The following is a 22,697-nucleotide window of genomic DNA, read 5'->3' as shown; positions in this document are numbered from 1 at the left end:
TTTTCGGGAGTAACGCGGACTTAGCCGCGATCGCCTTGCAGCCAGGTGAGCTGGACTTCGTGCTGGCCACGGTCGTCAGTGACGAAGATCGTGCCTTCGCTGATCATCACGTCCCACTTGATGACGCGGGGCATGTCCTGGGCCAGGGTTTCCAGCACTTCCTGCGGCACGGCGGCAATGTTGACGTTCTTCAGATTTTTGATCGCCGGGATCACCTTGCCTTCCCAGACACGCAGGCTGCCGTAGGCCAACAGGCTGGTGCGCTCGGTGCGACGGGAGCACCAGGTCAGGCGATCCGCGTCCGGCTGGCCGACTTCGATCCAGTGCAGGACACGATCATCCAGGCTCTTTTCCCACAGCGCAGGTTCGTCCACGTCCGACAGACCACGACCGAACGACAGTTGCTCGTTGTACCAGAGCGCGTAGGCCAACAGGCGTACGGTCATGCGTTCTTCGGTTTCCGAAGGGTGACGGGCGATGGTCTGCTTCACGTTCTCGTAGACGCTGCGGTCGAGATCGGTGAGGTTCAGTTCGAATTTGTAGGTAGTGGACGGCTGGGCCATGAACGGGCTTCTTGATACGAGGAAAGTCGGCAAGTCTAACCGATGCTGTAGGCAATCCACGAATTGATGGCGATCAACCTTGCGCGACTGACAGCCGGCTATGTTAAAACGCTGTATCTGCTCAGCCTTGTCCTACAGGATCTCGCATGCCGTTCGCCAACAAACCGCTCAGCGGTCTGAAAGTCATTGAATTGGGTACTTTGATTGCCGGGCCGTTTGCCTCGCGCATCTGCGGCGAGTTCGGCGCCGAAGTGATCAAGATCGAGTCGCCGGACGGCGGTGATCCGCTGCGCAAATGGCGCAAGTTGTACGAAGGCACCTCGCTGTGGTGGTTCGTCCAGGCGCGCAACAAAAAGTCCCTGACGCTGAACCTGAAACACCCCGACGGCTTGGCGATCCTGAAAAAACTGCTGGTTGAAGCCGACATTCTGATCGAGAACTTCCGCCCCGGCGTGCTGGAAAAACTCGGCCTGGGCTGGGAAACCCTGCATGCGCTGAACCCGAAACTGGTGATGGTGCGCCTGTCCGGCTTCGGCCAGACCGGGCCGATGAAAGATCAGCCTGGGTTCGGCGCGGTCGGCGAATCCATGGGCGGCCTGCGCTACATCACCGGTTTCGAAGACCGCCCGCCGGTGCGCACCGGGATTTCCATTGGCGATTCGATTGCTGCTTTGTGGGGCGTGATCGGTGCGTTGATGGCCCTGCGTCATCGCGAGGTCAACGGCGGTCTCGGCCAAGTGGTCGATGTGGCGTTGTACGAAGCGATCTTCGCCATGATGGAAAGCATGGTGCCGGAGTTCGATGTGTTCGGCTTCATTCGCGAGCGCACCGGCAACATCATGCCGGGCATCACACCATCATCGATCCACACCAGCGCCGACGGCAAACACGTGCAGATCGGCGCCAACGGCGATGCAATCTTCAAGCGCTTCATGCTGATCATCGGCCGTGAAGATCTGGCCAATGACCCGGCGCTGGCCAGCAACGACGGGCGCGACACCCGCCGCGATGAGTTGTACGGCGTGATAGACCGCTGGGTGAATTCGCTGCCGCTGCAAACCGTGCTGGACCTGCTGAACCAGGCTGAAGTCCCGGCCAGCCGGATCTTCAGCGCCGAAGACATGTTCAACGATCCGCAGTACCTGGCCCGGGAAATGTTCCTGCACGCCAAACTGCCGGACGGCAAACCCTTCAAGATGCCAGGCATCGTGCCGAAACTCTCTGAGACACCCGGCTCGTCCGAATGGGTCGGACCGCAGCTCGGTGAACACAATGCGCAGGTACTCCACGATCTTGGCTACGACGAGAAGCAGATCGCCCGGCTGCGCGAAGACGGAGCCATCTGAGCTGAATCGCCTGATGCCCTCGGCCTCGAACCGCGCCCACCATTGGTGGACCTGGCGGTTGTTCGGCCTGCTATTTCTGCTGGTGCTGCCGACGTGGGTGCAGGCCAAGCCGACGTTGATCTGGTTGCTGCGCGACCTGCCGCCACTGACGATCTTCGAAGGCCCGAAAAAGGGCCAAGGCGTTATCGATCAATTGATGCCGATGCTGATTGCCGGCATGCCGCAATACGAACACACCTTGATGCGGGTCAATCGCGCCCGTGGCACTCAAATGCTGCATGAACATCCCTTTGCCTGCGATCCGTCGCTGATCTGGAACAAAGAACGGGCACAGTGGATCGCGTTCTCCATCCCTGCGTTTCGCGCGGTCAGCAATGGTCTGGTGGTGCGTCAGAGAGACCGCGAAGTGCTGGAGCCGTTTCTGGTCGAGGACGAAGTCGATCTGTCGGCGTTTCTGGCCAACGGCGAGCGAAAAGTCGGAGTGGTGGCGGAACGCAGTTATGGCGAGTACATCGATACATTGCTGCATCAGGCACCAACCGGCGCGCTGACGCCGCACTACGGCAACGATGCGCTCAGCAGCCTGCTGTCGATGCAGCGTCTGGGGCGTTTGCAAGTGGTGCTGGGTTACTGGCCGGAGATCCGTTATCAGGCGCGGCAGGCCGAGATCGCCGAGGACGAACTGCTGTTCTTCCCGATTCGCGGCACGGGCAAGTACCTGTCGGGCCATGTCGGCTGCACCGACACCACGGCGGGTCGACAGGCGATCACGGAAATCAATCAGCTGTTACGCACCCTGCCCCACGAGCATCTCAACCAGCTCTACGCCGACTGGCTCGACCCCGAGAGGCGCCAGGATTATCTGGAACAGGCGCGGATTTTCTTCGAGCAACAGGCCGCGCAGTGAAATCCGGGCAAAAAGAAACCCCGAGAAGTGGGGAGACGACTCGGGGTTAAACGTGGTCTGTATCAAAGACCCGTAGCAGCAAGCGACAAGCACCGGAGCACAATGCTTGATCCTGCTGTTACGGGGTCTGACTGACTTGGGTGCAGGAAGGTTCCCACAAATGAAAAATCAGTTTCAGAGGGTCGGGTGCTTGTCGAGGGCTGCGTTTCGCAACGCCGCGATCACACAGGGTTCCAGCCGGCCTTCGGCAATCAGGATGTCACGGTGCAGGCCGTCGACCACATCCGTCAGCTGGCGCTTGTCGCTCAATTGCGCCTGATTGAATTCGCGCTCCACCACGATCGCGCCGCTGCCGTTCTTCAAGGTCACCAGGCATTCGCCATGGCGACCGCGAGGGGTCAACGTCACTTGATACGGGCTCAGAGCCTCACCGAGCAATAGACTGATACTTTCCATCTCGATCTCCACTCAATAGTCCGAAAACACAGTGTCTGGGGCGTGTTCACAGTAAATGACCACCGGCCCGAGAAGAAAGTTCTGCTTGTCACCGGCCTCTCCCGGAGCGTCACCGGCCTATCGGAGCATGCATGGTGAAGATGACAGAAAAATAACCGTGGGGGTCAAGCGTCGACGGAATGCCTGGGGATGGTCATGTAGGTGTCCAGCAGTGCCCTCATCAATACCGCCGAAACGGGAGTGTGCAGGCGGCCCAGCAATATGATCCGGTGCTCGCCCAGCAAGGTTTCCAGATCGTCCAGCAGGGTGGGTGCCACAGCCCCCAGCAGAATCAGTGCACGTGCTTCCTGCCGGTCGGCCATATGCCGGATCAGCGCCAGCCCGTCACCGTTCTGCAATTGTGGATTGCACAGGGTGATGTCGACGGCTCCGCGACGTTCCAGTGAGCGCTTTGCCGAGCCCAGCGACGGTGCGGTCAGAACATCGTAGATACCAATGGCGTTGAGCATCTGGTGCAACGCCATCAGCTGGAACGGATTGGGTTCTAGAATCAGGATCTTGAGCGAGCGCATGGGACGACCTCTGGAGCGACAATCGCGGATTCACGCCGCAGTGGCCTGTCACTCTAGGGCAGTGGTCCTAAGCCTCCCATCAGAAAAGGAATCGCTGCTTATAGGACTTTTCCCATCTTTAATGCAGACATCGACACCCGCTCTCCTTCCGCCGCTCGGTGATGTCCGTCCAGCCCCCGAGCAGGCCTCGCAGTTTTCCATCGACACTGTAAAACGGCACCGTCCATTGATAGATCTGACGGGGGCCGCTCTTGAACATCAGTTGCCGCTTGCTGAAGCGTGTTTTACGCGTACCCAGCTGCGCCATGAATTCGTCGTGCAGCATCAATGCCGTGGCCTGTGGAAGTGCATCGAACTCGAACAGCATCCGGCCCTGCACCTGCTCCTGCCGGACCGACAGCGCATCTTCGTAACTGCGGTTGCACATGATCAACCGACCCTGCAGATCGCGCACGAACACGGGGTCGGGCATCGCATCGATCAATGCATGTTGAAAGGCCAGTTGATCACCCAGATTCTTTTCGGCTGCCCGTCGCTGCTTCACTTCTGCCGCCAGTCGACGGTTCCACATCAAAGGCAATAGCCCGAACACGCCAAGCCCGCCCATCGCCCAGCAACCCCACTTGATCAGGAGCGAGCCGATCGAGGGTGTCGGCGCAGGAGAGACGCCATCCAGCCACTTCAGGCGCATGGAACGAAGCTCCGCCGCGGAGAAGGCGCCCAATGCCTTGTTGAGGATGCTCACCAGCTCGGGCAAGCCTTTGCGTACTGCCAGATGGTCGGCCTCCCACTTGCCCTCCACGAGACCACCGACCTTGAGCAGGCCGGAGGGAAACAGCTGAGCGCCGATCTCGTTTTCGATGGTGGCATAGGCCTCGCCACTTTCCACCAGCGCCCGAGCCTCGGCATAGGTCTTGACCGAACGAATCGGGATCGATGGGTAGTCGCGTCGAATGCTGTCCTCCAGCGCATGCCGGGCCGGCAGCACCAGGACTCGCTTGGACAGCATCTCGAGCGACCGTATTGCCGGTTCGCCTGAATGACCGACGAACACCCACCCTGCACCGCCGAACGCGTGACTGAAGTCCAGAAATGCCTTGCGCTCCTCGTTCATTGCCAACGTCGTGCTGATGTCGGCCACGCCACTCTGGAGCCGTTCCAGCATGTGGTCGGTGGAAAACGATTCCTGATGAACGAACTGCAATCCGGTCATGGCGCTGATGTGCTTGAGCACATCGTTGTTCAGGCCGCTCCATTGGCCATGTTCGTCCTGAAACAGATACAACGGGTATTGCACAGAGGCGACGGTCACACGAGGGTTATCTCGAATCCACTGACGCTCATGCTCATCCAGCTCGATGGGCTGAATAGCCTCCACCGTGTCGGGGTGTCTCGCCAGATGGGCGGCTTCGACCCACTGTGACAACCCGAAGCTCCCCGATAAAAACAACCAGCACAGGGCTGGTTTCAATCCTGAAAAAAACCGCATTGCCACATCCTTCGTCATCGACTCGCCCGTCCTTCGTGGGCGAAACGCGCGCAGTGTGGCATGCAAAAACAAGAAAGCCCGTCAGGAGACGGGCTTCAAAATGTGACAGCTTTGCGGTCTTAAAGAGGCTTGCCGCGGTTGCCATGCTGGCTGACAAAGGCTTGTACGGCTTTGAGCTCGTTCGCCAGCACAGTGCAGCGCTCTTCTCTCTCAAACAAATCAGAAAGATGTGCAGGCAGTTCGAGAGCTTTTCCTACACCGGCTTTCTCCACCGCGTCCGGGAACTTGACCGGATGCGCCGTGCCCAGAATCACCATCGGGATATCCAGGCTGCGACGACATTCACGAGCGGCCTTCACGCCGATGGCGGTGTGCGGATCCAGCACTTCCCCGGTCTGTTCGTAGACTTCGGCGATGGTTTCGCAGGTTTGCGCATCGTCCACAGCCAGCGAGTCGAACAGTTTGCGTGCCTCGGTCCAGCGTTCCTGTTCGACGCTGAAGCCGCCGCCCTGCTTGAACGTATCCATCAGCCCGGCAATCGCCGCGCCGTTGCGACCGTGCAGGTCGAACAGCAGGCGTTCGAAGTTCGACGAGACCATGATGTCCATCGACGGCGACAGCGTGGCGTGCAGGGTTTCCTTGACGTACTGGTTGCCGCTCATGAAGCGGTGCAGGATATCGTTGCGGTTGGTGGCGACGATCAACTGGTTGATCGGCAGGCCCATGTTGCGCGCCAGGTAACCGGCGAAGATGTCGCCGAAGTTGCCGGTCGGCACCGAGAACGACACCGAACGCGCCGGGCCGCCCAATTGCAGCGCTGCGTGGAAGTAGTAAACGATCTGGGCCATGATCCGCGCCCAGTTGATCGAGTTGACTGCCACCAGACGGGTGCCCTTGAGGAAGCTCTGGTCGGCGAAGCTGGCCTTGACCATTTCCTGGCAGTCATCGAAGTTGCCTTCGATGGCGATGTTGTGGATGTTCTCACCGAGAATGGTGGTCATCTGCCGACGCTGCACTTCGGACACACGGTTGTGCGGGTGCAGGATGAAGATGTCGACGTTTTCGCAGTGCTTGCAGCCTTCGATGGCGGCCGAACCGGTGTCACCGGAGGTGGCGCCGACGATGACCACGCGCTCGCCGCGCTTTTCCAGCACGTAGTCGAGCAAACGACCGAGCAGTTGCAGGGCGAAGTCCTTGAACGCCAGGGTCGGGCCGTGGAACAGCTCCAGCACCCATTCGTTGCCGTTCAGCTGACGCAGCGGCGCAACGGCGTTGTGGGCGAACACACCGTAGGTTTCTTCAAGAATCTTTTTGAAATCGGCGTCCGGAATGCTGCCGGTGACGAACGGGCGCATGACGCGGAAAGCCAGCTCGTGATACGGCAGGCCGGCCCAGGAAGCGATTTCTTCCTGGGTGAAACGTGGCAGGTTTTCCGGGACGTACAGACCGCCGTCGGTTGCAAGACCGGCCAGCAGGACGTCTTCGAAATTCAGGGCCGGTGCCTGGCCGCGGGTACTGATGTAACGCATGACTGACTCCAATGGAGAGTGTTCACGACACCGGCCCCGCTGGCGGGACCGGTGAAGGAGATCGGCTTAATTCAAGTGCTCGACGCGGATCCGCACAACCGGACCGACCACGCCCGCCAGCGCTTCGAGGGCGGCGATCGCATCGTTGATGTGCTGCTCCAGCACGCGGTGGGTCAGCAGGATCATCGGCACCAGGCCGTCGTGTTCCTCGACTTCCTTCTGCATGATCGACTCGATGTTGATGCCGCGCTCCGAGAGGATGCTCGCCACCTGAGCGAGTACACCCGGATGGTCCTTGGCCTGGATGCGCAGGTAGTAGGCGCTTTCGCAGGCTTCGATCGGCAGGATCGGATGGGCCGACAGCGAGTCCGGCTGGAAGGCCAGGTGCGGCACGCGGTTTTCCGGGTCGGAGGTCATGGCGCGAACCACGTCCACCAGATCCGCGATCACCGACGAAGCAGTCGGCTCCATGCCGGCGCCGGCGCCGTAGAACAGGGTCGAACCGGCAGCGTCACCGTTGACCATCACCGCGTTCATCACGCCGTTGACGTTGGCGATCAGACGATCGGCCGGGATCAGCGTCGGGTGTACGCGCAGCTCGATGCCGGCGGCGGTGCTGCGTGCCACGCCCAGGTGCTTGATGCGGTAGCCCAGCGCTTCGGCGTAGTTCACGTCGGCGGTGGTCAGCTTGGTGATGCCTTCGGTGTAAGCCTTGTCGAACTGCAGCGGAATACCGAACGCGATCGATGCCAGGATCGTCAGCTTGTGCGCGGCGTCGATGCCCTCGACGTCGAAGGTCGGGTCGGCTTCGGCGTAGCCCAGCGCTTGCGCCTCGGCCAGCACGTCTTCGAAGGTGCGACCCTTCTCGCGCATTTCGGTGAGGATGAAGTTGCCGGTGCCGTTGATGATCCCGGCGACCCAGTTGATACGGTTGGCGGACAGGCCTTCACGGATCGCCTTGATCACCGGAATGCCGCCGGCGACCGCCGCTTCGAATGCCACGATCACGCCTTTCTCGCGTGCCTTGGCGAAAATTTCATTACCGTGAACGGCAATCAGAGCCTTGTTCGCGGTGACCACATGCTTGCCATTCTCGATGGCCTTGAGTACCAGCTCGCGGGCAACGGTGTAGCCGCCCATCAGCTCTATGACGATGTCGATCTCAGGGTTCGTGGCCACTTCGAAGACATCGTTGGTAATCGCAATACCGGTCGTCTGGAACTGAGGCTTTGGCGTGCGCATGGCAATTTGTGCCACTTCGATTCCACGCCCGGCACGACGAGCAATTTCCTCGGCGTTGCGCTGAAGTACGTTGAAGGTTCCGCCACCGACGGTCCCTAACCCACAGATGCCTACTTTGACCGGTTTCACTGTGAACTCCCCATAAAACGGCCGACGCGAGGCCGGCCGTGAAAACAACCGCAGGTTCGCGGCTCTCTGTTGATGGCCCGGCAATCCTGCCGCCGGACCACGCTCGTCACACCAGGGCGTGACGATGCGAATTACTTCGCGCCCAGCGCCAGTTTGGCGACTTGTGGCGCAGGCTGGTAGCCCGGAATGACTTGTCCGTCAGCCAAAACGATGGCCGGCGTACCGTTCACACCGATCGACTGGCCTAGGGCGAACTGTTTGGAAACCGGGTTCTCGCACTTGGCGGCCTTGATTTCCTTGCCATCGACCATTTTGTCCATGGCGGCTTTCTTGTCTTTCGAGCACCACACGGCTTGCAGTTGCTCATCACCCGGCGAGCCGAGGCCCTGGCGCGGGAACGCCACGTAACGCACTTCGATGCCGCGCTTGTTCAGCTCGGGCACTTCGGCGTGCAGCTTGTGGCAATACGGGCACGTAGTGTCGGTGAAAACGGTGATGTGCGACTTGGTTTCGCCCACGGCCGGGTAAACCACGGTCTCGGCCACCGGAATCGCATTGATCAGTTTGGAAATGCCCAGGCGCTCGGTCTTCTCGGTCAGGTTGACCGGTTTGCCGTCCTTGAGCTGGAACATGTAGCCCTGAACGATGTACTGGCCGTCGGCGCTGGCGTAGAGCACGCGGCTGCCCTTGAGCTTGACTTCGTACAGGCCCGGCAGCGGGCTGGCGGTGATGGTGTCCACCGGCACGTCGAGCTGGAGGTTTTCCAGGCTTTGGCGAATCGCTTTGTCGGCCGCGTCATCGGCGACGGCAAAGGTGCTGACCAACGCAATGGCTGCGGCGGCGAAAATCTGGGTCAGACGCATGAGAACTCCTGAAGGCGGACAAATGGAACGATCAGAACGCCCGTGCCGGAACACCGGGTCATAACCGCCCATCGTGCAAACCGGCAAAGCCTACCACATAAGGCTCCCGTGGCCGAATGCGCCTGTCGCAAGACAAATGGCGCTCAGCCGCGCGGGTGATGTTTGGCATGCAGATCCTGCAAACGTGCCCGGGCGACGTGAGTGTAGATCTGCGTGGTCGACAGGTCGCTGTGGCCCAACAGCATCTGCACCACCCGCAAATCGGCGCCATGGTTGAGCAGGTGTGTGGCAAACGCGTGACGCAGGGTGTGCGGCGACAGCGATTTACCAATGCCGGCGACCTTGGCCTGATGCTTGATACGGTGCCAGAAGGTCTGGCGGGTCATCTGCTCGCCGCGCTGGCTGGGAAACAGCACATCGCTGGGGCGCCCGCCCAGCAGTTCGCCGCGACCGTCGCGCAGGTAGCGCTCGACCCAGACAATCGCTTCCTCGCCCATCGGTACAAGGCGCTCTTTACTACCCTTGCCCATCACCCGCAACACGCCCTGACGCAGGTTGACCTGTTCCAAGGTCAGGCTGATCAGCTCGGTCACCCGCAGCCCGCAGGCGTAAAGGACTTCGAGCATGGCGCGGTCGCGCTGGCCGATGGCTTCGCTGAGGTCTGGCGCCTTCAGCAAAGCTTCAACGTCGGCTTCCGACAGGGATTTGGGCAATGGCCGACCGAGTTGCGGCATATCCACGCGCAAGGTCGGATCAACCGAAATCAGTTTTTCCCGCAGCAGGTAGCGATAAAAGCCACGCACACCGGAGAGAAATCGCGCGGTGGAGCGAGGTTTGTAGTTCTGTTCCAGACGCCAGGCCAGGTGATCGAGGATCAACTCGCGACCGGCATTGATCAGTTCGAGACCTTTCTCCTGCAACCAGCCATTGAACAGCGCGAGATCGCTGCGGTAGGCATCGCGAGTGTTGTCGGAGAGACCTTTTTCCAGCCAGAGGGCGTCGAGAAACTGGTCGATCAGTGGGTGGTCGATGGCAGGCATGGGCGCTCAAGACACGCAGGCTTGGCACTGCGCGCAAATAAAGAGTGAACGGTTGAAATGGCCGCTAGTCTTTCATAGCCCGCTATTTCAAGGAACAGGGAGCTTCAATGAACGAGCAGCAAATTCTGTTGGCTTTCGGTGGTATCGGTGCCGCCGCGCTGGGTTGCCAATGGCTTGCCTGGCGCCTGAAACTGCCGGCGATTCTGTTTCTGCTGCTGACCGGCATTCTGGCGGGCCCCGTGCTGGGCTGGCTCGACCCGCAGGAAATGTTCGGCCCGCTGCTGATGCCATTGGTGTCGCTGGCAGTGGCGCTGATTCTGTTTGAAGGCAGCCTGACCCTGCATTTGTCGGAATGGCGCGAGATCGGCAGCGTCGTGCATCGGCTGGTCACCATCGGAGCGCTCTCGACCTGGGTAGTGATTGCGGTCGCGACCCACTGGCTGCTGGGCTTCGACTGGTTGCTTGCCATCCTGTTCGGCAGCCTGACCCTGGTTACTGGCCCGACCGTGATCGTACCGATGCTGCGGGTGGTGCGGCCTAAAGCTTCGATCGCGAATATCCTGCGCTGGGAAGGGATTGTGATCGACCCGATCGGCGCGCTGCTTGCGGTAGTGGTCTACAGCTTCATCATCGCTCGGGCCGAAGGCCATGGGCTGGAACAGAGCCTGCTGACGTTTGGCGGGGTGATTGTCTGCGGCAGCGCGTTCGGCGTCGCCGGTGGCTGGCTGCTCGGTACGATCATCCGGCGCCAATGGCTGCCGGAGTATTTGCACAATCTGGCATCGCTCGCCGCGGTGCTGGGGATATTCATCGCCGCCAACCAGGCCATGCACGAATCCGGGCTGCTGGCGGTGACGCTGATGGGCATGTGGCTGGCGAACATGAAGGGCGTGGATGTGCGGCACATCCTGCACTTCAAGGAAAACCTCAGCGTGCTGCTGATTTCCGGGCTGTTCATTTTGCTGGCGGCGCGACTGGATCTGAACGCGTTGATCGGTCTCGGGCCGCTGGTGCTGATTCTGTTGCTGGTGATCCAGTTGATCGCCCGACCGCTGAACGTGGTGCTAAGTACCGCCGGTTCGAGTCTGAGCTGGCGTGAGCGTGCATTGTTGTGCTGGATTGCCCCGCGCGGGATCGTCGCGGCGGCAGTCTCGGCGATCTTTGCGATTCGCCTGGATGAAGCGGGCCATGAAGGTGCGTTGTTGCTGGTACCGCTGACCTTCGCGGTGATCATCGGCACCGTCGTACTGCAAAGCGCGACTGCCCGGCCATTGGCCCGACTGTTGAAAGTTGCGGAACCAGCGCCCAGCGGCTTCCTGATCGTCGGGGCGAACGGGCCTGCGCGCCTGCTCGGCAAGTCGCTGCAACAGCTGGGCAGCCGGGTACTGCTGACGGATTCAAGCTGGGAGAACATCCGCGCGGCGCGCATGGATGGCTTGCCGACCTACTTTGGCAATCCGGCTTCGCAGCATGCCGATGCGCATCTGGACCTGGTCGGACTGGGGCATCTGCTGGCGCTGTCACCGTCGGGCGAACTCAATACGCTGGCGGCCATGCGCTTTCGCCATGACTTTGGTCATCAACGATTGTTCGGACTGGCCAGTGGTCAGGAGAGCCGACGCAGCGACAAGCACCGCGCCAGCCTCGAACATCGCGGCAATCAACTGGGGAGCGAGGCGCTGACTTACGCCAGACTCGCCAGCCAATTGGGCCAGGGCGCCGACCTGTACAGCACGACATTGACGGACGGGTTCGGCTGGGACGATTACCGGGCGCTGCATGGCAATCGCGCGACGCTGCTGTTCATGCGCGATGACAGCGGCTGGGTGCATGTCGTGACACCGGAAACCGTGTTGAAGCCGGGGCCGGGGTGGACGTTGCTGGCGCTGATTCAGCCGGAGAGTAGCAGCGCCTGATAGAACAAATCGCGGGCAAGCCCGCTCCCACAGTGTCCGTGTCGAACACAACATCAGCGGACAACACAAAATCTGTGGGAGCGGGCTTGCCCGCGAATGCCGCGGCTCGGTGTTGGATCAGGCCGCGAAACCCGGCAGCACCGGCACCGGACGCTTGTCATCATCGATGGCAACAAAGCTGAACTGCCCGTGAATGGCCTTCTCACGCCCGTCACAGCTCATGCTTTCGACGAACACTTCCACCTCGACCTTGAGACTGGTGTTGCCAACCTTGATCACCCGCCCGACCAGCTCGACGATGGATCCTGCCGGGATCGCGTGATTGAAGTCGATGCGATCGGTCGACACGGTCACCAGCGGCAAACGGCAAAACCGCGTGGCGGTGATGAACGACACTTCGTCCATCCAGGCCAGCGCGGTGCCGCCGAACAGGGTGTTGTGGTGGTTGGTGGTCGGCGGGAAAACCGCCTTGGTCACGCGGGTCACCGAGAGTTCGGTGCGGCGTTCGATTTCTCGCTCGCGAGGGGTCATGGGTCAGGCCTGGAACGGAATGCTGTGGATAAATTGCGGGCAACAAAAAAGCAGCCCGTAGGCTGCTTTTTTCTGCATCGGAAGCTGGACTTAAGCCAGTTTTTCCTTGATGCGAGCTGCTTTACCCGACAGGTCGCGCAGGTAGTACAGCTTGGCTTTACGTACGTCTCCGCGACGTTTGACAGCCATGCTGTCGATCTGCGGGGAGTAGGTCTGGAAAGTACGTTCTACGCCAACACCGTTGGAGATTTTACGAACGGTGAACGCACTGTTCACGCCGCGGTTACGCTTGGCGATTACAACGCCTTCGAACGCTTGCAGACGGGAACGATCGCCTTCCTTCACTTTCACCTGAACGACGATGGTGTCGCCCGGGGCAAAGGTAGGGATTTCTTTGGTCATCTGCTCTGCTTCGAGTGCAAGGATGATTTTGTTGGTCATGCTGTGCTCCTAAGGTAAATCGTCTGATCTACCATCGATACGTTGTTAACTATCGTCCCGCTCGCGGATGTATTCCTCGAGCAGCTTCTTCTCTTCTCCAGAAAGCGAGCGGCTTTCCAGAAGATCGGCGCGTCGTTCATAGGTCCTACCAAGGGACTGCTGTAAACGCCAACGCCGGATATGCGCGTGATTGCCACTCAGCAACACGTCGGGAACACGCTGATCCGCATACACCTCAGGTCGGGTGTAGTGCGGGCAATCCAGCAGACCATCCGTAAAGGAATCTTCCTCAGCGGAATCCGCATGCCCTAAAGCTCCGGGCAGCAGTCGTGTAACCGCATCGATCATGACCATGGCCGGCAGCTCGCCGCCAGACAACACATAGTCACCAATCGACCACTCTTCATCGACATGAGCATCAATAAAACGCTCGTCAATGCCTTCATAGCGACCGGCAATCAGGATCAACGCATCCGATTTAGCCAGTTCGCGTACCGCCGACTGAGTCAGTTGACGGCCTTGGGGGGACAGGTAAATCACCTTCGCCGCCTCCCCGGCTGCTGCCTTGGCCTGAACCAGAGCATCTTCCAGGGGCTTGATCTTCATCACCATGCCCGGACCACCGCCAAACGGGCGATCGTCCACAGTGTGATGCCGATCCGTCGTGTAATCCCGCGGATTCCAACAGGTCAGCTGCAAGAGCCCCTGTTTGACCGCACGACTGGTAATGCCGTACTCACTGATGGCCGAGAACATCTCGGGGAACAGCGTAATGACGTCTACGCGCAGGCTGGCCATTGCTTAGAAGTCCGCGTCCCATTCCACCCTCATCACGCCTGCCTCCAGGTCGATTGCCAGCACGCATTGCTCCGTATAGGGCAACAACCGCTCGCGATCATCCAGGCTGCCGACGCAGGGCTTGACCACCAATACATCGTTCGCGCCGGTCTCCAACAGGTGATCAACCTTGCCGAAGAATTCTTCGTTCTGGTTGATGACACTCAGACCCTGCAACTGGTACCAGTAGTACTCGTCGCCAGTCAGGTTGGGCAAAAGGCTTCGCGAGATGCAAATCTCGTAACCACTCAGAAGACGGGCTTCATCGCGATCGTCGAGGCCTTTGAGCTTGGCAACCAGATCCTTTTGAGTGGATCGGCCGCTGACCAGCTCGACCTGCTTTACCACGCCTTCGCGCCGAAGCGTCCAGTTGCGGTAGTTCAACAGGTTTTCAATCGGATCGGTAAAGGAAAAGACCTTCACCTCGCCGCGAACGCCGTGAACCGAAAAAATCTTGCCGACAACGATCAGGTCATCAGCTTTTTCTGGCGTCGCGCTCATACTGCTCAGGCTGCAGCCTTGGCAGATTCCTTCAGCAACTGAGCAACACGCTCAGAAGGCTGTGCACCAACGCTCAGCCAGTAGGCAACGCGCTCTTGGTTCACGGACAGACGAACTTCCTGACCACGTGCAACAGGGTTGAAGAAACCAACCTGTTCTTTGTGGGAACCGTCACGCGGGTTGCGGGAGTCGGTTACGGTCAGGTGGTAAAACGGGCGCTTTTTGGAGCCGCCAAGGGCAAGACGGATTGTTAGCATGTGAACATCGTTCCTGTAGTCGGTGCTGCAAATCTAAATGCACAGCGGGCATGGGTGCCCGAAAGGCCGCATATTCTAAGGAATATCCGGACTTTTGCAAATGACTTTTTCCGGCGCCTGTGGCATGCCGTGCAGATTTGCATATGGGGCCGTCGTTCAAAACGGCCGGTCAGCTCCCGCCGAGTGCGGGTTTGCTGTTGATCCTGCGTCCTTGCAGGGTCTGCGCCGGTGCGACGACCGGCGAAGTCTTTACATCTTCGGCATGCCGCCGCCGGGCAACATACCGCCCATGCCGCGCATCATTTTCGCCATTCCGCCCTTGGCGGAGAATTTCTTCATCATCTTCTGCATCTGCTTGTGCTGCTTGATCAAGCGACCGATGTCCTGCACCTGGGTGCCGGAACCCATGGCGATCCGGCGCTTGCGCGAACCACTGATCAGCTCAGGGTCGCGGCGCTCGGCCGGGGTCATGGAGTTGATGATGGCTTCCATCTGCTTGAACTGCTTCTCTGCGGCGTTCTGGGCGTTGCCCATTTGCGAGAGATTGACGCCGCCGATGTTCGGCAGTTTGTCCATGAGCCCACCTAGGCCGCCCATGTTCTTCATCTGTTGCAGCTGATCGCGGAAGTCTTCGAGGTCGAAGCCCTTGCCCTTCTTCAGCTTCTTGGCCAGTTTGTCGGCCTTGTCCTTGTCGAGCGTCGCTTCAGCCTGCTCGATCAGGCTGAGCACGTCGCCCATGCCGAGGATCCGCGAAGCGATACGCTCAGGGTGGAACGGATCGAGCGCTTCGCTCTTCTCGCCCATACCGATGAACTTGATCGGCTTGCCGGTGATTGCGCGAACGGACAGCGCGGCACCGCCACGGGCATCACCGTCGACCTTGGTCAGGATCACACCGGTCAGCGGCAGTGCATCACCGAAGGCCTTGGCCGTGTTGGCCGCGTCCTGACCGGTCATGGCGTCGACCACGAACAGGGTTTCAACCGGATTGATCGCGGCGTGCAGCGCCTTGATCTCGCCCATCATCTCTTCGTCGATGTGCAGACGACCGGCGGTGTCGACGATGACCACGTCGATGAATTTCAGTTTTGCTTCTTTAATAGCCGCGTTGGCGATGTCGACCGGCTTCTGGCTCAGGTCGGACGGGAAGAACGTCACGCCGATGTCGTTGGCCAGGGTTTCCAGCTGTTTAATAGCAGCGGGACGGTAGATGTCCGCCGACACGACCATGACCGACTTCTTCTTGCGTTCTTTAAGGAAGCGCGCCAGTTTGCCGGCGGTGGTGGTTTTACCCGCACCCTGCAGACCGGCCATCAGAATGACGGCGGGCGGCACGGCGCTCAGGTTCAGGTCTTCGTTGGCCGCGCCCATCAGGCTTTCGAGTTCGGCCTGGACGATCTTCACGAACGCCTGGCCCGGCGTCAGGCTGCGCGACACCTCGGTGCCGACAGCGCGTTCCTTGACCGAATTGACGAAGTCCTTGACCACCGGCAGGGCGACGTCGGCTTCGAGCAACGCCATGCGCACTTCGCGCAGGGTGTCTTTGATGTTGTCCTCGGTCAGTTTCGCCTTGCCGGTGACATGGCGCAGCGTCTGCGAGAGACGGTCGGTTAAGTTTTCAAACATTGCGCGATCCTTTCAGGCCCTGTGTAGACCGGGATAATGGCGGCCCAGACCGGAATCAACATGTGCTCGGCGAGCCTGCGGCGTGGGCAGGTCGCGGATTATAGCGAAGACTGCGTCTGGCGGACACCTCGCTGTCAGCTTGCCGGTCTTTCGTGCAATGGCGGTTCTATGCCAAACTCAGCCCCTTTCGGGCTTGCCTAACAGGATTTATGCTCCCCTTGTCACCGAGTTTGCTGACCACCCTCGCCGCCGCCCTTCTCTACGCCGCTGCGACTCTCTATCAGGGCACCCGCCTGGCCACTGGCGCCAAGGCCAACAAGCGCCTGCTGGTCTCGCTCGGCGTCCTCGCCGTGCTGGCCCACAGCGCCAGCCTGCTCACCCATTTATTGACGCCGATCGGTCTGGGCCTGGATTTCTTCAGCGCTTCCAGCCTGATTGCGGCGGCCGTCATTGCCCTGACCCTGCTGGCCTGCTCGCGGATCCCGGTGGAAAACCTGTTGGTGCTGCTGTTCCCGCTGGGTGCAATCACGGTGCTGCTGGCGCAATTCGCGCCGACCGGCACGGTGCAGGTCATCGATGAAGAACCGGGCATTCTCGCGCACATTCTGCTGTCGATCCTCGCCTATGGCATGTTCACCATTGCGGTGTTTCAGGCCTTGTTGCTGCTGGTGCAGGATCACCAGCTCAAGCACAAGCACCCGTCCGGGCTGATCAAGAATTTCCCGCCGCTGCAGACCATGGAAAGCCTGTTGTTCGGCTTCCTCTGGGCCGGCTGGACGCTGCTGTCGCTGTCGCTGATTTCCGGCTGGCTGTTCGTCGAGAACCTGTTTGCCCAGCACCTGGTGCATAAAACCCTGCTGGCCTGCCTGGCCTGGATCGTGTTCAGCGTCCTGCTGTGGGGCCGTAACCGGCTCGGCTGGCGCGGCCACAAGGCAATCCGCTGGACCCTCGCCGGTTTCTGCCTGCTGATGCTTGCGTATTTCGGCAGCAAACTGGTTCGTGAATACATCCTGCACATCTGACGGGCGGCATAAATGGACGGTTTGCCCATAGGGCCGATGCTCGCGGTATTTGCCCTGCTGATTCTCTGGTCGGGGCTGTTTACCGCCGTCGAAGCGGCGCAACAGCACCTGCTCGCGCAACGCACCGCCTCCCGCGCCAGCGACAAGCCGCTGGCAAAGCTCAGTTTCCCGCTCGAAAGCCTGATCCTCTGCAATACCCTGTGCCGCGCCCTCGCCGTCATTCTGGCCACGCTGCTGGCAATCTTTCTCTGCGAAGAAAACGGCCCCTGGGCGGCTTGCCTCGGTGCCGGCGCCCTGCTGCTGGTCTTTGCCGACTATTTCCCCCGCGCCCTCGCCCAGCGTTATCCGGATGCGGTGTTGGCGTTCGGCAATACGCTGCTGGCGGTCCCGCTGAAGGTGGTTTACCCGCTTGCCTGGTTGCTCAGCCGCATCAGTGGTTTGCTGATGCGCCCGTTCATTCGCAAGGCCCAGGTGGTGCAACAGAGCGAAGATGATGTGCCGACGGAGCGTCATGACGACCCGGATCATCCGGTGCGCCCACACCCGGTTTCAGGCATCCATGCGCTGGACAACATCACGGTCAACGACATTCTGGTGCCGCGCAGCGATGTCGACGGCATCAACCTCGACGATCCGATCGAAGAAATCATCGAGCAATTGCGCAAGAACCGGCGCACTCGCCTGCCGGTCTTCCACAGCGATATCAATCAGGTCGAAGCGGTGCTCAACACCCGGCAGATCCGTCACCTGCTGGACAATGGCAGCCTGACCCGCGAAGCGTTGCTGGCGGCCAGTTACGAGCCGTATTTCGTCCCTGAAAGCACCCCGCTGCAACTGCAACTGCTGAACTTCCACAAGCAGCAGCGGCGTCTGGGCATGGTGGTGGACGAGTACGGCGAAGTCCTCGGCATCGTCACCCTGGAAGACATTCTCGAAGAGATCGTCGGCGAATTCGAAAGCGAGCACAGCCTCGACAATCCGCACATCCACCCACAGGCCGATGGTCGCATGGTGATCGATGGCGCGGCGTCGATTCGCGAACTGAACAAATGCCTGGGCTGGCACCTGCCCAGCGACGGCCCCCGGACGCTCAATGGCCTGGTAACCGAAGCGCTGGAAACCATCCCGGAAAGCGCGGTCTGCCTGAAGATCGGCCGCTACCGGCTGGAGATTCTCGAAACCGAAGAGAACCGGGTGAGCAAAGTCCTGATCTGGCACACCACTTCGGCCCCGGCGCTGGCCACGGCGCGCTAGACAGCCCCTTGTTCAATCGTTAGCCACCTTCCTATAATCGCGGTGCTTACCCAAGCCCCGCCGAACCGCGTGCTTACCCCGCACCCGACAAATTCCGGCCGGTTCATTGGCAATATCCGCATCACACCGACGACTGTTCCTACCTGAAGCAGCGATCGCGCCTCATCCCACATCCCTGGGTGTTCGACCATAATAATTCGCTCCAACGGAGCTCATGACTGTCAGGGATCACCGCATGACGACCAGTACCGCTTACAGCGACACCACGCCTGCCCAACCGACCAACTCCGCCACCCGCGTGGCCACGGCGAGCTTCATCGGCACGGCCATCGAGTTCTACGATTTCTACGTCTACGCCACCGCCGCTGCGCTGGTGATCGGGCCGGTGTTTTTCCCGCAGACTTCCGGCACGGCGCAGATGCTCTCGGCATTCCTGACCTTCGGCATCGCCTTCCTCGCCCGACCATTGGGTTCGGCGCTGTTCGGCCACTTCGGTGACCGGATCGGGCGCAAATCGACCTTGGTGGCTTCGCTGCTGCTGATGGGTGTCTGCACCACGCTGATCGGCGTGCTGCCGGGTTACGACAGCATCGGGGCCTGGGCGCCGATCCTGCTTTGCGTGCTGCGCTTCGGCCAGGGCCTGGGATTGGGTGGCGAATGGGGCGGCGCGGCGCTGCTGGCCACCGAAAACGCCCCGAAAGGTAAACGGGCGTGGTTCGGCATGTTCCCGCAGCTCGGCCCTTCGATTGGCTTTCTGGCCGCCAATGGTCTGTTCCTGTCCTTGGCCATGACGCTCAATGACGAACAGTTCCGCAGCTGGGGCTGGCGGATTCCGTTCCTGCTCAGCGCCGTGCTGGTGATGGTCGGGCTGTACGTGCGCCTCAAACTCCACGAAACCCCGGTGTTCGCCAATGCCATCGCCCGTCAGGAGCGAGTGAAAGTTCCGCTGGTCGAGCTGTTCAGCCAATACTGGGCACCGACGCTGCTGGGCGCCGCCGCCATGGTGGTCTGCTACGCACTGTTCTACATCTCGACGGTGTTTTCCCTGAGCTACGGCGTATCCACATTGGGTTACAGCCGCGAGACATTCCTCGGGCTGCTGTGCTTTGCGGTGCTGTTCATGGCGGCTGCCACGCCTTTGTCGGCGTGGGCAAGTGACCGTTACGGGCGCAAGCCGGTGCTGATCGTCGGCGGTGTGTTGGCAATTCTCTCCGGGTTTCTGATGGAGCCGCTGCTGACTCAGGGATCGACCTGGGGCGTGGCGCTGTTCCTGTGCATCGAGCTGTTTCTGATGGGGGTGACATTCGCCCCGATGGGTGCGCTGCTGCCGGAACTGTTTCCGACGCATGTCCGGTATACCGGTGCATCGGCAGCCTACAACCTCGGCGGCATTGTCGGAGCCTCAGCGGCGCCGTTCTTCGCGCAGAAACTGGTGGCGATGGGTGGTTTGAGTTACGTCGGCGGGTATGTGTCGGCGGCCGCGGTGCTCAGCTTGATCGCTGTGCTGTGCCTGAAGGAAACGCGTAATAACGATTTGAATCAGGTGTCGTAAATGCCCTGATCGCTCCCGCCCGATGCGGGAGCGATCAGGTTGCGAGATTACAGCTCTACAACGACCGCCTGAGAAGCACGGGTCGCCTTGGCGCGAGCGGCTTCAATCGACTCGTCACGGGCCAGTGCAACACCCATGCGACGCTGACCATTGACTTCAGGCTTGCCGAACAGACGTAGCGCGGTATCCGGTTCGCTCAGTGCAGCGCCGAGGTTGGCGAATGCGGTCTGGGTCGACTGGCCTTCCACCAGAATCACCGCCGAAGCCGATGGGCCGAACTGACGGATCAGTGGCACCGGCAGGCCGAGGATCGCACGGGCGTGCAGGGCGAACTGCGACAGGTCCTGGGAAATCAGGGTTACCAGACCGGTGTCGTGTGGACGTGGCGACACTTCACTGAACCACACCTGATCGCCCTTGATGAACAGCTCGACGCCGAACAGACCACGACCGCCCAACGCTTCGGTCACGGCTTTGGCTACACGCTCGGATTCAGCCAGCGCCACCGGGCTCATGGCCTGTGGCTGCCAGGATTCCTGATAGTCGCCCTTCTCCTGACGGTGGCCGACCGGCGCACAGAACGTCGTGCCGCCGACGTGACGCACGGTCAGCAGAGTGATTTCGTAGTCGAAATCGATGAAACCTTCGATGATCACGCGACCTTTGCCGGCGCGACCGCCCTCTTGGGCGTAATCCCAGGCTTTCTGCACGTCATCGACGCTGCGCAGCAGGCTCTGGCCCTTGCCCGACGAACTCATCACCGGTTTTACGACGCATGGGAAACCCAGGTCCTGAACGGCCTTGCTGTAATCCTCGAAGGTGTCGGCGAAGTGGTACGGCGAAGTCGGCAGGTCCAGCTCTTCGGCGGCCAGGCGACGGATACCTTCGCGGTTCATGGTCAGTTGCGCGGCGCGAGCGGTCGGGATCACGGTGAAGCCTTCGGCTTCCAGTTCGACCAGAGTCGCGGTGGCGATGGCTTCGATTTCCGGCACGATGAAGTGCGGCTTCTCGGCTTCGATCACTGCACGCAGGGCGGCGCCGTCGAGCATGTTGATCACGTGGCTGCGATGGGCAACCTGCATGGCCGGCGCATTGGCGTAACGGTCAACGGCGATCACTTCAACGCCCAGGCGTTGCAGCTCGATCACCACTTCTTTGCCCAACTCACCACAGCCACACAGCAATACGCGGGTCGCGGTCGGCGACAATGGAGTTCCGATACGGGTCATCTCAGGTCCTCAAAGAAGCGGATCATCGAGGAAAGCAACGCCAGACGCGCTTTCCATGGGGAGAAAGCGCGGCATTTTACATGAACCTGAGGGTTTGGCTTCAGCCGGCGACAGCCTGTTTGCGTTCGCGCCAGGCCATGATCAGCCAGACCGCAGTCACACCTGCGAACTTCGAGGCCAGCGCGGTGATGAGCACCGGCGGCGTCAGCAGGTCGATCATGCCGAAGAAGATGAAGGTATCGAGGGGAATGCTCAGCGCCGAGCTGATCCACAAGCGGTCGCGCAACGGGCGCTTGGTGATGGTGAACACCAGCCAGTCGATGCACTCGGAGACCGCGAATGCCGTGGCGCTGGCCAGTGCAATCGACGGATCGGACGTGACATAGGACAGCACCAGCGCCGCCAGCATCGCCACAATCGCGCCGTGGCCGAAGCGGATTTGCACCATGTCGCGCAGCACGAACACCAGCCCACCCCAGGCCGACCAGATGATGTCCAGGTGCGGCGCGGTAGAGAAAGCGAAGTTGATCAGCACGACGCTGCTGATGTAGGCGATGAGGAAAATCATGGGCGTGACCTGTCAATTTGGCGCACAGGTTACTTCAGCCCTTCGATCACGCCAATCAAATCGGTTATTGCCCTGGCGTTTTGCCGATCATCCAGACCAGGCCACTGGCCTTCGCCCGCTCATGACAGAGCCCGAGGACAACCCGGCGTTCATCATTCGTCATCCGGCTCCAGCGAGTGATCTCCTCGACCGTACGCTGGCAACCGGTGCAAATGTCGTCTTCGTCCAGCGCGCAAATGCTCACGCACGGCGAGGCGACAGGTCTTTCCGGGGTTGTCATTCTTCCTGCTCGACCAGATCGCGCGCATAGCGCTGGGAGTTATGCACATAGTGCGCGGCACTGGCTTCGAGCATCTTCTTCTGCGGCTCGGTGAGTTCGCGCACGACCTTGCCCGGCGAGCCCATCACCAGCGAACCGTCAGGAATTTCCTTGCCTTCGCCGATCAGCGAATTGGCGCCGATGATGCAGTTCTTGCCGATTTTCGCGCCGTTGAGGATGACGGCGTTGATGCCGATCAGGCTGTAGTCGCCGACCGTGCAGCCGTGGAGCATGGCGTTGTGGCCGATGGTCACGCCGGTGCCGATGGTCAACGGATAGCCCATGTCGGTGTGCATCACCGTGCCGTCCTGCACGTTGCTGTTCTTGCCAATCAGGATCAGTTCGTTGTCGCCGCGCAACACGGCGTTGAACCAGACGTTGGCGCCCTCTTCCAGTTTGACCTTGCCCACCAGCACGGCATTGGGGGCGACCCAGCTCTGCGGATGGGTTTCGACACGGGCGTCGCCCAGGCGGTATTTCATCTTGTTTTCCTCAGAGCTCACGATGG

At 60.6% G+C, this 22,697-nt stretch carries 24 protein-coding genes; 6 read left to right on the top strand and 18 right to left on the bottom strand.

Annotation, left to right across the window (positions count from 1 at the left end; genetic code table 11):
• Positions 1-20: 20 nt before the first annotated feature.
• Positions 21-563 carry a YaeQ family protein gene (locus L6D82_RS03235; RefSeq protein ID WP_102688610.1) on the bottom strand — a complete coding sequence of 181 codons (543 nt, stop codon included), beginning with the start codon at positions 561-563 and terminating at the stop codon, positions 21-23.
• A gap of 146 nt (positions 564-709) precedes the next feature.
• Between L6D82_RS03235 and L6D82_RS03230 the strand changes: the two genes are divergently transcribed.
• Positions 710-1,909, top strand: a complete 1,200-nt coding sequence (locus L6D82_RS03230) for a CaiB/BaiF CoA transferase family protein (RefSeq protein WP_102718372.1) — start codon at positions 710-712, stop codon at positions 1,907-1,909.
• Between the two features lie 13 nt (positions 1,910-1,922).
• Positions 1,923-2,816 (top strand): TIGR02285 family protein, encoded by an 894-nt coding sequence (locus L6D82_RS03225; RefSeq protein ID WP_173940210.1) that lies wholly within the window; start codon positions 1,923-1,925, stop codon positions 2,814-2,816.
• A 174-nt stretch (positions 2,817-2,990) separates the two neighbouring features.
• On the opposite strand, the gene L6D82_RS03220 is transcribed toward L6D82_RS03225, so the two are convergent.
• From L6D82_RS03220 to xerD, 7 genes are all read right to left on the bottom strand, one after another.
• Complete coding sequence (locus tag L6D82_RS03220; RefSeq protein WP_085747026.1) at positions 2,991-3,272, bottom strand: DUF3509 domain-containing protein; 282 nt, start codon at positions 3,270-3,272, stop codon at positions 2,991-2,993.
• Positions 3,273-3,436: 164 nt separating this feature from the next.
• Complete coding sequence (locus L6D82_RS03215; RefSeq protein ID WP_085747025.1) at positions 3,437-3,844, bottom strand: response regulator; 408 nt, start codon at positions 3,842-3,844, stop codon at positions 3,437-3,439.
• A gap of 118 nt (positions 3,845-3,962) precedes the next feature.
• The gene (locus tag L6D82_RS03210) at positions 3,963-5,333 is read right to left on the bottom strand and encodes a transporter substrate-binding domain-containing protein (RefSeq protein WP_236188214.1); all 1,371 of its coding nucleotides are present in this window, start codon (positions 5,331-5,333) and stop codon (positions 3,963-3,965) included.
• A gap of 119 nt (positions 5,334-5,452) precedes the next feature.
• A complete protein-coding gene (gene thrC, locus L6D82_RS03205; RefSeq protein ID WP_236188058.1) occupies positions 5,453-6,862 on the bottom strand; it encodes a threonine synthase in 1,410 nt (469 codons plus the stop codon).
• A gap of 66 nt (positions 6,863-6,928) precedes the next feature.
• Positions 6,929-8,233, bottom strand: a complete 1,305-nt coding sequence (locus L6D82_RS03200; protein WP_018926703.1) for a homoserine dehydrogenase — start codon at positions 8,231-8,233, stop codon at positions 6,929-6,931.
• Between the two features lie 131 nt (positions 8,234-8,364).
• On the bottom strand, positions 8,365-9,096 hold the full coding sequence (gene dsbC / locus L6D82_RS03195) for a bifunctional protein-disulfide isomerase/oxidoreductase DsbC (protein WP_007954633.1): 732 nt from the start codon (positions 9,094-9,096) through the stop codon (positions 8,365-8,367).
• 143 nt (positions 9,097-9,239) lie between these two features.
• Positions 9,240-10,136 carry a site-specific tyrosine recombinase XerD gene (gene xerD, locus L6D82_RS03190; protein WP_007954632.1) on the bottom strand — a complete coding sequence of 299 codons (897 nt, stop codon included), beginning with the start codon at positions 10,134-10,136 and terminating at the stop codon, positions 9,240-9,242.
• Between the two features lie 107 nt (positions 10,137-10,243).
• On the opposite strand from xerD, the gene L6D82_RS03185 reads away from it, so the two are divergent.
• Complete coding sequence (locus L6D82_RS03185) at positions 10,244-12,052, top strand: cation:proton antiporter (protein ID WP_102718369.1); 1,809 nt, start codon at positions 10,244-10,246, stop codon at positions 12,050-12,052.
• A gap of 117 nt (positions 12,053-12,169) precedes the next feature.
• Here L6D82_RS03185 and L6D82_RS03180 read toward each other — a convergent pair whose 3' ends face one another.
• The 6 genes from L6D82_RS03180 to ffh form a co-directional block, all read right to left on the bottom strand.
• On the bottom strand, positions 12,170-12,583 hold the full coding sequence (locus tag L6D82_RS03180; protein ID WP_236188055.1) for an acyl-CoA thioesterase: 414 nt from the start codon (positions 12,581-12,583) through the stop codon (positions 12,170-12,172).
• 90 nt (positions 12,584-12,673) lie between these two features.
• Positions 12,674-13,024, bottom strand: a complete 351-nt coding sequence (gene rplS, locus L6D82_RS03175; protein WP_003175895.1) for a 50S ribosomal protein L19 — start codon at positions 13,022-13,024, stop codon at positions 12,674-12,676.
• 45 nt (positions 13,025-13,069) lie between these two features.
• Complete coding sequence (gene trmD / locus L6D82_RS03170) at positions 13,070-13,822, bottom strand: tRNA (guanosine(37)-N1)-methyltransferase TrmD (protein ID WP_007954629.1); 753 nt, start codon at positions 13,820-13,822, stop codon at positions 13,070-13,072.
• Between the two features lie 3 nt (positions 13,823-13,825).
• Positions 13,826-14,362 carry a ribosome maturation factor RimM gene (gene rimM / locus L6D82_RS03165; RefSeq protein ID WP_007954628.1) on the bottom strand — a complete coding sequence of 179 codons (537 nt, stop codon included), beginning with the start codon at positions 14,360-14,362 and terminating at the stop codon, positions 13,826-13,828.
• 5 nt (positions 14,363-14,367) lie between these two features.
• A complete protein-coding gene (gene rpsP / locus L6D82_RS03160) occupies positions 14,368-14,619 on the bottom strand; it encodes a 30S ribosomal protein S16 (protein ID WP_003198088.1) in 252 nt (83 codons plus the stop codon).
• A 249-nt stretch (positions 14,620-14,868) separates the two neighbouring features.
• Positions 14,869-16,245: a signal recognition particle protein gene (gene ffh, locus L6D82_RS03155; protein ID WP_007954627.1), complete on the bottom strand. Its 1,377-nt coding sequence runs from the start codon at positions 16,243-16,245 to the stop codon at positions 14,869-14,871.
• Between the two features lie 209 nt (positions 16,246-16,454).
• Here ffh and L6D82_RS03150 point away from each other — a divergent pair, with 209 nt between their 5' ends.
• The 3 genes from L6D82_RS03150 (at position 16,455) to L6D82_RS03140 (ending at position 20,073) form a co-directional block, all read left to right on the top strand.
• Positions 16,455-17,267, top strand: a complete 813-nt coding sequence (locus L6D82_RS03150) for a cytochrome C assembly family protein (protein WP_007954625.1) — start codon at positions 16,455-16,457, stop codon at positions 17,265-17,267.
• Positions 17,268-17,279: 12 nt separating this feature from the next.
• Positions 17,280-18,521: a transporter associated domain-containing protein gene (locus L6D82_RS03145; protein ID WP_236188053.1), complete on the top strand. Its 1,242-nt coding sequence runs from the start codon at positions 17,280-17,282 to the stop codon at positions 18,519-18,521.
• Between the two features lie 235 nt (positions 18,522-18,756).
• Positions 18,757-20,073, top strand: a complete 1,317-nt coding sequence (locus L6D82_RS03140; RefSeq protein ID WP_085747019.1) for an MFS transporter — start codon at positions 18,757-18,759, stop codon at positions 20,071-20,073.
• Between the two features lie 47 nt (positions 20,074-20,120).
• Here L6D82_RS03140 and purT read toward each other — a convergent pair whose 3' ends face one another.
• The 4 genes from purT to L6D82_RS03120 form a co-directional block, all read right to left on the bottom strand.
• On the bottom strand, positions 20,121-21,302 hold the full coding sequence (purT, locus tag L6D82_RS03135; protein WP_236188044.1) for a formate-dependent phosphoribosylglycinamide formyltransferase: 1,182 nt from the start codon (positions 21,300-21,302) through the stop codon (positions 20,121-20,123).
• A gap of 100 nt (positions 21,303-21,402) precedes the next feature.
• Positions 21,403-21,870: a preQ0 transporter gene (locus L6D82_RS03130; protein ID WP_007954619.1), complete on the bottom strand. Its 468-nt coding sequence runs from the start codon at positions 21,868-21,870 to the stop codon at positions 21,403-21,405.
• 64 nt (positions 21,871-21,934) lie between these two features.
• Positions 21,935-22,150 carry a DUF1289 domain-containing protein gene (locus L6D82_RS03125; RefSeq protein WP_007954618.1) on the bottom strand — a complete coding sequence of 72 codons (216 nt, stop codon included), beginning with the start codon at positions 22,148-22,150 and terminating at the stop codon, positions 21,935-21,937.
• Positions 22,147-22,671 carry a gamma carbonic anhydrase family protein gene (locus tag L6D82_RS03120; protein ID WP_007954617.1) on the bottom strand — a complete coding sequence of 175 codons (525 nt, stop codon included), beginning with the start codon at positions 22,669-22,671 and terminating at the stop codon, positions 22,147-22,149. The genes L6D82_RS03125 and L6D82_RS03120 overlap by 4 nt, the downstream gene beginning before the upstream one ends.
• Positions 22,672-22,697 lie beyond the last annotated feature (26 nt).

The sequence above is a fragment of the Pseudomonas paraglycinae genome (assembly GCF_021601625.1).
In the GTDB taxonomy this organism is placed as follows: Bacteria; Pseudomonadota; Gammaproteobacteria; order Pseudomonadales; family Pseudomonadaceae; genus Aquipseudomonas; species Aquipseudomonas paraglycinae.
Note: the sequence above shows the minus strand (reverse complement) of the source record. Positions and strands in the feature narration are given on the sequence as shown.

Excerpts from the sequence above, each read along its gene's own strand:
- L6D82_RS03235 (WP_102688610.1), bottom strand. The coding sequence starts at position 563 with ATGGCCCAGCCGTCCACTACCTACAAATTCGAACTGAACCTCACCGAT.
- L6D82_RS03230 (WP_102718372.1), top strand. The coding sequence starts at position 710 with ATGCCGTTCGCCAACAAACCGCTCAGCGGTCTGAAAGTCATTGAATTG.
- L6D82_RS03225 (WP_173940210.1), top strand. The coding sequence starts at position 1,923 with ATGCCCTCGGCCTCGAACCGCGCCCACCATTGGTGGACCTGGCGGTTG.
- L6D82_RS03220 (WP_085747026.1), bottom strand. The coding sequence starts at position 3,272 with ATGGAAAGTATCAGTCTATTGCTCGGTGAGGCTCTGAGCCCGTATCAA.
- L6D82_RS03215 (WP_085747025.1), bottom strand. The coding sequence starts at position 3,844 with ATGCGCTCGCTCAAGATCCTGATTCTAGAACCCAATCCGTTCCAGCTG.
- L6D82_RS03210 (WP_236188214.1), bottom strand. The coding sequence starts at position 5,333 with ATGCGGTTTTTTTCAGGATTGAAACCAGCCCTGTGCTGGTTGTTTTTA.
- thrC (WP_236188058.1), bottom strand. The coding sequence starts at position 6,862 with ATGCGTTACATCAGTACCCGCGGCCAGGCACCGGCCCTGAATTTCGAA.
- dsbC (WP_007954633.1), bottom strand. The coding sequence starts at position 9,096 with ATGCGTCTGACCCAGATTTTCGCCGCCGCAGCCATTGCGTTGGTCAGC.
- xerD (WP_007954632.1), bottom strand. The coding sequence starts at position 10,136 with ATGCCTGCCATCGACCACCCACTGATCGACCAGTTTCTCGACGCCCTC.
- L6D82_RS03185 (WP_102718369.1), top strand. The coding sequence starts at position 10,244 with ATGAACGAGCAGCAAATTCTGTTGGCTTTCGGTGGTATCGGTGCCGCC.
- L6D82_RS03180 (WP_236188055.1), bottom strand. The coding sequence starts at position 12,583 with ATGACCCCTCGCGAGCGAGAAATCGAACGCCGCACCGAACTCTCGGTG.
- rplS (WP_003175895.1), bottom strand. The coding sequence starts at position 13,024 with ATGACCAACAAAATCATCCTTGCACTCGAAGCAGAGCAGATGACCAAA.
- trmD (WP_007954629.1), bottom strand. The coding sequence starts at position 13,822 with ATGGCCAGCCTGCGCGTAGACGTCATTACGCTGTTCCCCGAGATGTTC.
- rimM (WP_007954628.1), bottom strand. The coding sequence starts at position 14,362 with ATGAGCGCGACGCCAGAAAAAGCTGATGACCTGATCGTTGTCGGCAAG.
- rpsP (WP_003198088.1), bottom strand. The coding sequence starts at position 14,619 with ATGCTAACAATCCGTCTTGCCCTTGGCGGCTCCAAAAAGCGCCCGTTT.
- ffh (WP_007954627.1), bottom strand. The coding sequence starts at position 16,245 with ATGTTTGAAAACTTAACCGACCGTCTCTCGCAGACGCTGCGCCATGTC.
- L6D82_RS03150 (WP_007954625.1), top strand. The coding sequence starts at position 16,455 with ATGCTCCCCTTGTCACCGAGTTTGCTGACCACCCTCGCCGCCGCCCTT.
- L6D82_RS03145 (WP_236188053.1), top strand. The coding sequence starts at position 17,280 with ATGGACGGTTTGCCCATAGGGCCGATGCTCGCGGTATTTGCCCTGCTG.
- L6D82_RS03140 (WP_085747019.1), top strand. The coding sequence starts at position 18,757 with ATGACGACCAGTACCGCTTACAGCGACACCACGCCTGCCCAACCGACC.
- purT (WP_236188044.1), bottom strand. The coding sequence starts at position 21,302 with ATGACCCGTATCGGAACTCCATTGTCGCCGACCGCGACCCGCGTATTG.
- L6D82_RS03130 (WP_007954619.1), bottom strand. The coding sequence starts at position 21,870 with ATGATTTTCCTCATCGCCTACATCAGCAGCGTCGTGCTGATCAACTTC.
- L6D82_RS03125 (WP_007954618.1), bottom strand. The coding sequence starts at position 22,150 with ATGACAACCCCGGAAAGACCTGTCGCCTCGCCGTGCGTGAGCATTTGC.
- L6D82_RS03120 (WP_007954617.1), bottom strand. The coding sequence starts at position 22,671 with ATGAAATACCGCCTGGGCGACGCCCGTGTCGAAACCCATCCGCAGAGC.